Here is a 7,788-nt window from a genome sequence, read left to right on the forward strand (position 1 = left end):
CCGCCGCCCCCATCTCCTCCGCGGTCAACGGCGGAGCCGCAAGCGGGGGCCGGAGCGGCCCCACCACCGCCGCCAGCAGCACGCTCGGCGCCAGCAGCGCCTCCGCCCCCCGCTCCAGGGAGGTCACATCGGTGACCCGGCGCGCTATGCGGCCGTTGCCCGTGGCGGTGCGCAGCAGACGGGCGACGTAGGCGGACAGGACCCGGTCCCGCAGGGTGGGGCCGGTCTCCGTGGCGCCCGGGTAGAACACGTCCGACCCGATCGCGAGGTCCCAGGCCGCCCCGACCGTCCGGCCCACCGCCCGCTGCAGGTGCCGGGACAGGCCGGGGGAGCCCAGCCCGTGCCGGCCGGTCACGTCCCGCAGGGCCAGGGCCGACTGGGCGGAGACCGCCATCCCGTGGCCGTACAGCGGGTTCAGCGCGCACAGCGCGTCACCGAGCACCGCGAAGTTCTCCGGCCAGGCCGGCGTCTTCTCGTAGAAGTGGCGGCGGTTCGCGGTGGTCCGGGTGACCGACACCTGCGTGAGCGGCTCCGCGCCCGCCAGCAGCCGGCCGATGAGCGGGTGCCGCAGCCGCTCGGTCGCGTACCGGGTGAAGTCCGCTCCCGTGGACGGGACTTCGTCGTTCCTGCCGCCGAACAGCGTGACCATCCACCTGCCCTCTTCCACCGGAACAAGCACGCCCCCGCTCCCGGTCCCCGTGCCCCGCGGATCGGGCGCGATGTTGACGACCGGGAACCGGCTCCGGGCCCGCTCCGGCGCCCGGAACAGCCGGCTGGCGTACACCAGGCCCGAGTCGACCTCCCGCCGCTCCGTTGCGGGCAGGCCGAGTTCCGCCAGCCAGTGCGGGGCCCGGGAGCCACGGCCGGTGGCGTCCACGACCAGGTCGGCGGTCAGCGTCCGCGCCACGCCCTCGTGGGTGCGCACGCGGGCCCCGGTCACCGCCGTGGCCGTGCCGGCCAGGCCCACCGCCTCGGCCCGCTCGACCAGTTCGATGTCCCCGTCGGCCAGCACGAGCCGCCGTACCACCGAGTCCAGCAGGTCCCGGCTGGCCGACAGCATGAACGCCGACTCGGCCCACCGCCGGTACCAGCCGTACGGGGACAGCGCCACCATCTCGGTGGTCATCGCCATGCGGTTCGCCCCGGCCGCCCGCAGCCGCGCGGTCGCGCCGGGCAGCAACTGCTCCAGCGCCCGCGCACCGCCCGACCAGAGCTGGTGCACGTGCCGGGCCTGCGGCAGCCCCTTGCGCGGCTCGGGGCCCGAGGGCAGCGCGTCCCGCTCGACCAGGGTCACCCGGGCGCCCGTCGAGGCCAGGGCGCGGGCCGCGAGCAGACCGGCGAGGGAGCCGCCGAGCACGACGGCGGCGGGCTTGCGTTCACTCATGTACGGCAACGCTCTCTGCTGGGGCGGTCGCGAGCGCGCGGACCGCCTCGATGTCGTCGGGACTGCGCAGGGCCCGGGACACGGCCCCGATCTCCTGGAGCAGGTTGGTGGTGTCCGGCCCGGCGGCGGCCCCGGACGGCTCGGGGCCGCGGCTCCTCGCCTCGACGGCGTCGAGGATGCTCACCGCGGCCGCCAGCGCCCGGGCCCGCTCCGGCGGATGCCCGAGGCCGACCGCGGCGTCGTACGCGCGCCGGCCCAGACCGGTGTCGATGTACCGGGCCAGCGGCAGCAGCACGTCCCGGATGAAGGTCTCCCGCCGGGTGAGCCGCAGCTCGGGCGTGGCCCGCAGCACGAACGGCACGCCCTCCCCGCCGGCCGTCCGCATCAGCTGGTACAGCGGCCGCAGTTCGCGGTGGGCGAGCCGGACCCGCCAGCGGTCGTGCAGGTACTGGCCGGCGTGCGGAAGGATGAAGCCGACCGCGATCAGGATGGCGGACAGGGCGGCGACGGGCGGGGCGAGGTCGGTGCTCAGCCAGTCCAGGTTCCGCCCGGTCCAGCGGGTGACGACCGCGGCCAGCTTGGACGCGTCGAAGATCAGGTTCAGCGCGTAACCGGCGCCCAGCAGCTTCAGGCCCCAGCGCAGCCAGGCGTCGAGGCCCTCGGTGCGCACCCAGTTCCAGATCAGCCGGGAGGTGATCAGGCAGGCGACGGCGTGCGCGACGAGGTAGAGCAGGATCTCCTCGCGCATGAAGGGGGTGGTGGCGTAGTAGGTGTCCAGGTCCCGCAGCCGCTCGGCAGGCGCGTCGGCGAGCAGGAACAGCACCCACAGCGCGACCACCACCCCGGAGTACACGGAGATCACCCACCGCGTGGCGCGGCGGGTGGCGGCCGAGCGGTCGGACAGCCCGTTGCGCCAGGTGATGATCAGCAGCAGGCAGGACCCGCAGAACGCGGTGATCAGCGAATAGCACCAGGGCGCCGAGATGTTGGGCACGCCGGTGAGCCGGTTGACGGTGGCGATCGTGGACGGGGTGCAGAACACGAACACCCCGCAGGCGAGCAGCAGCAGCCCGCCGACCGCGCGCAGCAGCGGGTCCCGCCACAGCCGGATGATGGTGGGCAGTTTGATCAGCAGGGCCGCGGCGAGCACGGCGGTGGGGATCCAGAAGGAGATGTAGAACTCGCCGAGGAGGTCCGGCGGGTCGAGCGCCGGCAGGGTCACCGCGCGGCTCCCCAGCGGCCGCGGTAGCCGAGCGAGCGCTGGACGGGGTCCAGGGGGATGCCGCGTCCGGTGCCGCCGAGGTAGGGCCGGAAGACGGTGGCGAGCCGGTGGCCGAAGTCGTCGGCCTCGGCCTCGTCGGCCTCCCGGGAGCCGTTGCGGGCGGCCACCGTCAGGGCCATGTCCCGCCAGCGTGGCTCCTCGGCGAGCGCGCGGGCGGCCGCGGCGCCGGCCAGGTGGTGGTGCCGGTGCCCGGCGTGCAGGTGCCACAACTCATGCCCGAGGATGACCAGTTGCTGCAGCGACTCGGCCCGCTCCTCCACGATGACCAGGTCGAAGTCCTGGAACTCCACGCACAGTCCGGTGACCTCGATCTCGTCCGGGAAGCGTTCGAAGCGCAGCTCCACCGGCCGTCCGGCGCGCCGGGCGCTCATCTCCTCGCACAGGGCCCGGCACAGGTCGGTCAGGCCGCCCGGCGGTTGGGGGCGGGCGCGGACGGCGCCGGCGAGGTCGGCGGCGAGGGAGCGCATCGACGAGCCGGAACGGGAGCGGCGCAGCCGCGCGGTGAGCCGTGCCGCCCGCTCTCGCGCACCCGCGATGCCCATCGTTCCCCCTTCTCACCGCCGGTGTGCCGCCCGTCCGAGCGTACGCGTCTGGATGTGTCCGCGTCAGGCGATCCGGCGACCGTCGTTCAAGGGCGGACCATCCGCGCCGGACGGGTCCCGGGCCGGCGCGGAGGGGGCCTCAGCGGCCGGGCGAGGGCACCGGTACCACCGGGATCCCCCCGGCCGCCCGGCCCAGCAGGGTCAGCCCCACCTTGCCCGGCCCGGACTGCGAGGTGAACTCCGACAGGACCGCCAGCGCGAGCGTGTTCTCGCCCCGGGTGCGCAGGATGCCGTTCGGCAGGACGAAGGTGTGCTGCGGGCCGACGTTGTTGATGTACTGGCCCATGTTCCAGCCGTTGAGGAAGATCTGCGCCCGGTAGGCCCGGTACGGGTCGTCCTCCAGGGTCAGACCGATCGAGGCGTCGATGTCGGCCGGCACGGACAGCCGGAAGGTCGTGCGGTACCAGGTCACACCCTGGCGCCGCTCGGCCCGCGGGAAGGTCACCGCCTCCCAGTCCCGGTCCGGGAAACCCGGCAGGTGCCAGCCCTCCCGCTCTCCGAACAGACCGCCGTTGTTCAGCGGGCCGCGCACCGGGTCCGGCGCCGCCTCGCCCTGGATCCGCCAGGCCACCTCCGGCGAGGCGCCCTTGAAGCGGACGGCGGTCAGTCCGCGCGCCACCTTGTGGGTGTCGAGCGACCTGCCGTCCTGGTCGTGCTGCATGCGCCGGACCAGGACCGACAGCACGTGCCTGCCGGGCGAGCGCAGCCGCTCGGCCACCGGGAGGACGGCCGTCGCCTCCCAGCTGCCCTTGCGGATCGTGGTGGTCGCGTCGGGCACGGGCATCCGGTGGGTGCCCAGCGGCTCGCCGTCCAGCCAGGCCATCAGCAGGCCCTGGGTGCCGGTCGTGTAGGCGAGTGAGACCTCCTCGATGTCCGAGGAGCCGGTGAACGTGCCCCGGTACCAGACGTCCCCGTAGTGGAAGCCGTAGTCGTCGGCGAACAGCACCGGCTGGTCCTCGGGGACCGGGGTGACGCTGAACGACGAGGTCCGGTCGGCCCGCCGCCAGGCGGAGTCGTCGAAGTTCGGGCCTGCCTCCGGGTTCTCCGTGCGCGCCCGCCAGCCGCCCAGCGCGGGCAGCGACACCTCCGGCGCGGCGGGCAGCAGTCCGGTGGTCATCAGGCTGCCGGAGAGGGTTACCCGGGTCGGCACCTTCCGCCCGTTCCAGACCAGGCTCGTGATCCCGCGCGGACCCCACACCTCCACGCTGGTCTGCCCGGTGACGTCACCCGTCACGTGGACCTCGGAGCCGCGCAGTTCGACGTGGCGCAGCAGCGCCGGGCCGTACACCAGCACGGTGCCGGACGGGGTGTCGTACGGGAAGATGCGCACGGCGGTGGCGTCGTCGGCGAAGAGCAGCAGCAGGGGGGTCTCGCTCTCGCCCTTCTCGACCATGACCCGGGTCAGCCCGCCCTGGCCGAGGGGCGCGTTGACGTGCAGCTCGTTGCTGTCGTACGCCCAGGCGGCCTCGGGGTCGAGCCGGGTGACGAGCGGCTCCTGGGGGCACTCGAGGACCAGCTCCGCCATGTCGTCCCGGCGGCCCGTGAACAGGGCGATGTCCGTCCGCCCCGCCGTCACGCACAGCATGGGCTGCGCGGTGGAGTACTTCAGCGTCCGCCTGCCGAGGAGGCGCAGCCCGGTGGTCAGCATCCGGGCGTCGCGCGGCGGCACGGTGATCCTGAGGCGCCCCGCGGCCGTGGGCAGGCCGGTGGTCACCGGCTCCGTGCCGTCGTTGCGGGCCACGTACACGTGGCTGCCGGTGTCCGGGTTCGTCAGGTGGTAGACCTTCAGGCCCTCGGCCTCGACGTCAGCCGCCCGGTCCAGCCGGGCGAAGTCGGGCACGCGCTGGAGCAGGTGGCCGAGCTGGTGCATCGGGGCGATCTTGTCGGTGACGTTGCGCCCCTCGTCGATCGCCGCCCCGTAGTCGTACGAGGTATAGACGACCGGCGCGGGCAGCCACCCCCACGAGGTCCCGCCGAACGTCATGTACACGTTGTGCAGGGTGATGCCGTTGGCCAGGTTGGTGAGGTAGAAGCGGCGCTCGTAGGCCGCGTCCCGGGTGCGCCGGGACTCGGCGTACCCCTTGCCGCCGGACCAGGCCCCGCCCCACGGGTCGAACCAGCCGCCGCCGAACTCGGGTACGAACCCGGGCGTGCGCGGCGAGGCGGTGGCCCCGCCGGTCGCCCCGCCGGAACCGTAGTGCCCCCAGTCCGGCGGGTTCTGGGCCGGCGAGGGGTACCCGTCGAACCCGTACAGCCAGCCGCCCTTCTCCCCGCCGGTGTCGAAGGACCCCGGCGTCCAGTGGCCGTTGCGGCCCTTGTCGTTGTGGAAGAGGGGGACGTCGATCCCGTCCTTGCGGACCTTCTTGTACAGGTGGGACATGTAGTCCCGGCCGGCCGCCTCGGTGACGTGGGCGTCGTACTCGTTCTCGATCTGGTAGAGCAGGACCGTGCCCCTGCCCCGGGTGAACAGGTGCCGGCGGACGATCCGGTTCACCTGGGTCAGCCACTCGTCGACGTGCGCGAGGTAGTCCGGGTCGGCGGTGCGGGCCGTTCCCTTCGCCGCCGTCAGCCAGCCCGGGAAGCCGCCGCCGTCCACCTCCGCGTTGATGTACGGGCCGGGCCGCAGGATGACGTACAGCCCGGTCTCGGTGGCCGTGCGCAGGAACAGGTCGAGGTCCCGCACACCGGTGAAGTCGTAGCGGCCGGGCGCGGGGGAGTGGTAGTTCCAGGCCACGTAGATGCTCACGGCGTTGTAGCCGTGCGCGCGCATCTTCTGCAGCACGTCCCGCCACAGGGCCGGACTCGGCAGCCGGAAGGGATGCATCTCACCCGACCACACGACCAGCCGCCGGCCGTCCACCAGCAGCGAGTAGTGGTCGTAGCCGACCGTGTGCCGCTCCCCGTCGGCGCCGGGCGGGGCGGGCGCCGGACCCGTCGGCACGCTGCGCGCCGCGTACGCCGAGGGGGCCCCGGGGCCGCCGCTGCCGCCCAGGGCGAAGCCGAGCGCGGCAGAGCCGGCCAGGGCACTGAAAGTACGTCTGCTGAGCGCCAAGGTGGATCCTCCCGGGCGATCTTACGGGGGCGCGGTCCGGCCATTCTCCACGCGAACACGCCCCACAATGGACCCATGAGGATCTCGGCGCGGGCGGATTACGCGGTGCGGGCGGTGCTGGAGCTGGCTGTACGGGAGGGTAACGGCCCGGTGAAGGCTGAGGAAATCGCTGCCGTCCAGGACATTCCGCACAAGTTCTTGGAAGGCATCCTCGGCGACCTCAGGCGCGCCGGGATCGTCGACAGCCGGCGCGGCGGGGGCGGCGGCTACCGCCTGGCACGGCCCGCCGGCGACATCACCGTGGCGGACGTCATCCGCGGGGTGGACGGCCCGATCGTGTCGGTCCGCGGCGAACGGCCCACGGGCCTCACCTACACCGGCACCGCCCGCCCCCTGCTGCCCCTGTGGATCGCCCTGCGCGCCAATGTCCGCCATGTCCTGGAGGGCGTCTCCCTCGCCGATCTGGCGGCGGACGCCCTCCCGGGCCCGGTGCAGGCACTGGCGGCGGAACCGGGGGCGTGGGAGAACCCGTGAGCCGGCCAAGGCGCCGGTGCGGGTGCGTGAAAACCCCGGAGTGAATGGCCGGAGTTCACCCTCCCGGGGGGCGGCGGGGGTTCCTACGATGCCATCGCCTCCCCATCCTTCACAGGTTCCACACAGTTTCTTCAATGTTGAACGGATGGGTCGGAGGTCTCACCCCCCACTCGACAACCGGGAGAAACGATGGCTGGTGGACTCCTTTTGAGCGGCGCCGTAGCCGCTCTGCTCACCACCGCGCTACCCGCTCAGACCTCTTCGCCCGTCTTCGACGACCCGCCGCCGGACAAGATCGTCATCGACGTGGCCACGGTGAACGGCTCGGGCTGCCCCGCGGGCACGGCGGCCGTCGCCGTCTCCCCGGACAACACCGCCTTCACGGTGACCTACAGCAATTACCTCGCCCAGGCGGGCGGCAACTCCGACCCCACCGCCTTCCGCAAGAACTGCCAGCTCAACCTGGTGGTGCACGTCCCGCAGGGGTTCACCTACGCGGTCGCCAGCGCCGACTACCGGGGCTTCCTCTCGCTCCAGCCGGGCGCGACGGCCACCCAGAAGGCCTCGTACTACTTCCAGGGCTCCTCGAACACCGCGGCCAAGACCCACCCCTTCGCCGGCACCTACAACGACGACTGGCAGGCGACCGACAGCACCGACTGGGCCCAGCTCGTCTGGGCTCCCTGCGGTGTCCTGCGCAACTTCAACATCAACACCGAGCTGCGGGTGAACGCGGGCAGCGCGAACCCCGGCAAGGTCAGCTTCATGACGATGGACTCCACCGACGGGGACATCAGCACGGTCTACCACCTGGCGTGGAAGGAGTGCCCGCACAGCTAGCCGGCCCGGACGCGTGACCGCGTCACCCGTTCCTCTGCGCGGGGGGGGGGGGGGGGGGGGGCGCGGGGGGCGCCGGGGGGGGGGGGGGGGGGGG

The 7,788-nt window shown here is 73.3% G+C and carries 6 protein-coding genes; 2 read left to right on the forward strand and 4 right to left on the reverse strand.

Features of this window, described 5'->3' with window-relative positions; translation table 11 throughout:
• From V7E45_RS36595 to V7E45_RS36610, 4 genes are all read right to left on the reverse strand, one after another.
• On the reverse strand, positions 1-1,384 hold a 1,384-nt coding region (locus tag V7E45_RS36595), incomplete at its 3' end, for an FAD-dependent oxidoreductase (protein WP_333778594.1).
• Complete coding sequence (locus tag V7E45_RS36600; RefSeq protein ID WP_333778595.1) at positions 1,377-2,606, reverse strand: MAB_1171c family putative transporter; 1,230 nt, start codon at positions 2,604-2,606, stop codon at positions 1,377-1,379. The genes V7E45_RS36595 and V7E45_RS36600, both read right to left, overlap by 8 nt.
• On the reverse strand, positions 2,603-3,208 hold the full coding sequence (locus tag V7E45_RS36605) for a toxin-antitoxin system, toxin component family protein (protein ID WP_333778596.1): 606 nt from the start codon (positions 3,206-3,208) through the stop codon (positions 2,603-2,605). The genes V7E45_RS36600 and V7E45_RS36605 overlap by 4 nt, the downstream gene beginning before the upstream one ends.
• Positions 3,209-3,347: 139 nt before the next feature.
• Entirely contained in the window at positions 3,348-6,320 is a 2,973-nt protein-coding gene (locus tag V7E45_RS36610) for a glycoside hydrolase family 35 protein (protein ID WP_333778597.1), read from the reverse strand.
• A 75-nt stretch (positions 6,321-6,395) separates the two neighbouring features.
• On the opposite strand from V7E45_RS36610, the gene V7E45_RS36615 reads away from it, so the two are divergent.
• Together V7E45_RS36615 and V7E45_RS36620 are read left to right on the forward strand one after the other, a co-directional pair.
• Positions 6,396-6,854, forward strand: coding sequence for an RrF2 family transcriptional regulator (locus V7E45_RS36615; RefSeq protein ID WP_333778598.1), 459 nt, complete (start codon positions 6,396-6,398; stop codon positions 6,852-6,854).
• Between the two features lie 189 nt (positions 6,855-7,043).
• Positions 7,044-7,694: a DUF4360 domain-containing protein gene (locus V7E45_RS36620; RefSeq protein WP_333778599.1), complete on the forward strand. Its 651-nt coding sequence runs from the start codon at positions 7,044-7,046 to the stop codon at positions 7,692-7,694.
• Positions 7,695-7,788: the final 94 nt, after the last annotated feature.

This window comes from Streptomyces sp. IBSBF 3136 (genome assembly GCF_036815105.1).
Lineage (GTDB): Bacteria > Actinomycetota > Actinomycetes > Streptomycetales > Streptomycetaceae > Streptomyces.

What these genes read in the sequence shown, in the direction of transcription:
- V7E45_RS36605 (WP_333778596.1), bottom strand. Translation starts at nt 3,208, where the DNA reads ATGGGCATCGCGGGTGCGCGAGAGCGGGCGGCACGGCTCACCGCGCGG.
- V7E45_RS36615 (WP_333778598.1), top strand. Translation starts at nt 6,396, where the DNA reads ATGAGGATCTCGGCGCGGGCGGATTACGCGGTGCGGGCGGTGCTGGAG.
- V7E45_RS36620 (WP_333778599.1), top strand. Translation starts at nt 7,044, where the DNA reads ATGGCTGGTGGACTCCTTTTGAGCGGCGCCGTAGCCGCTCTGCTCACC.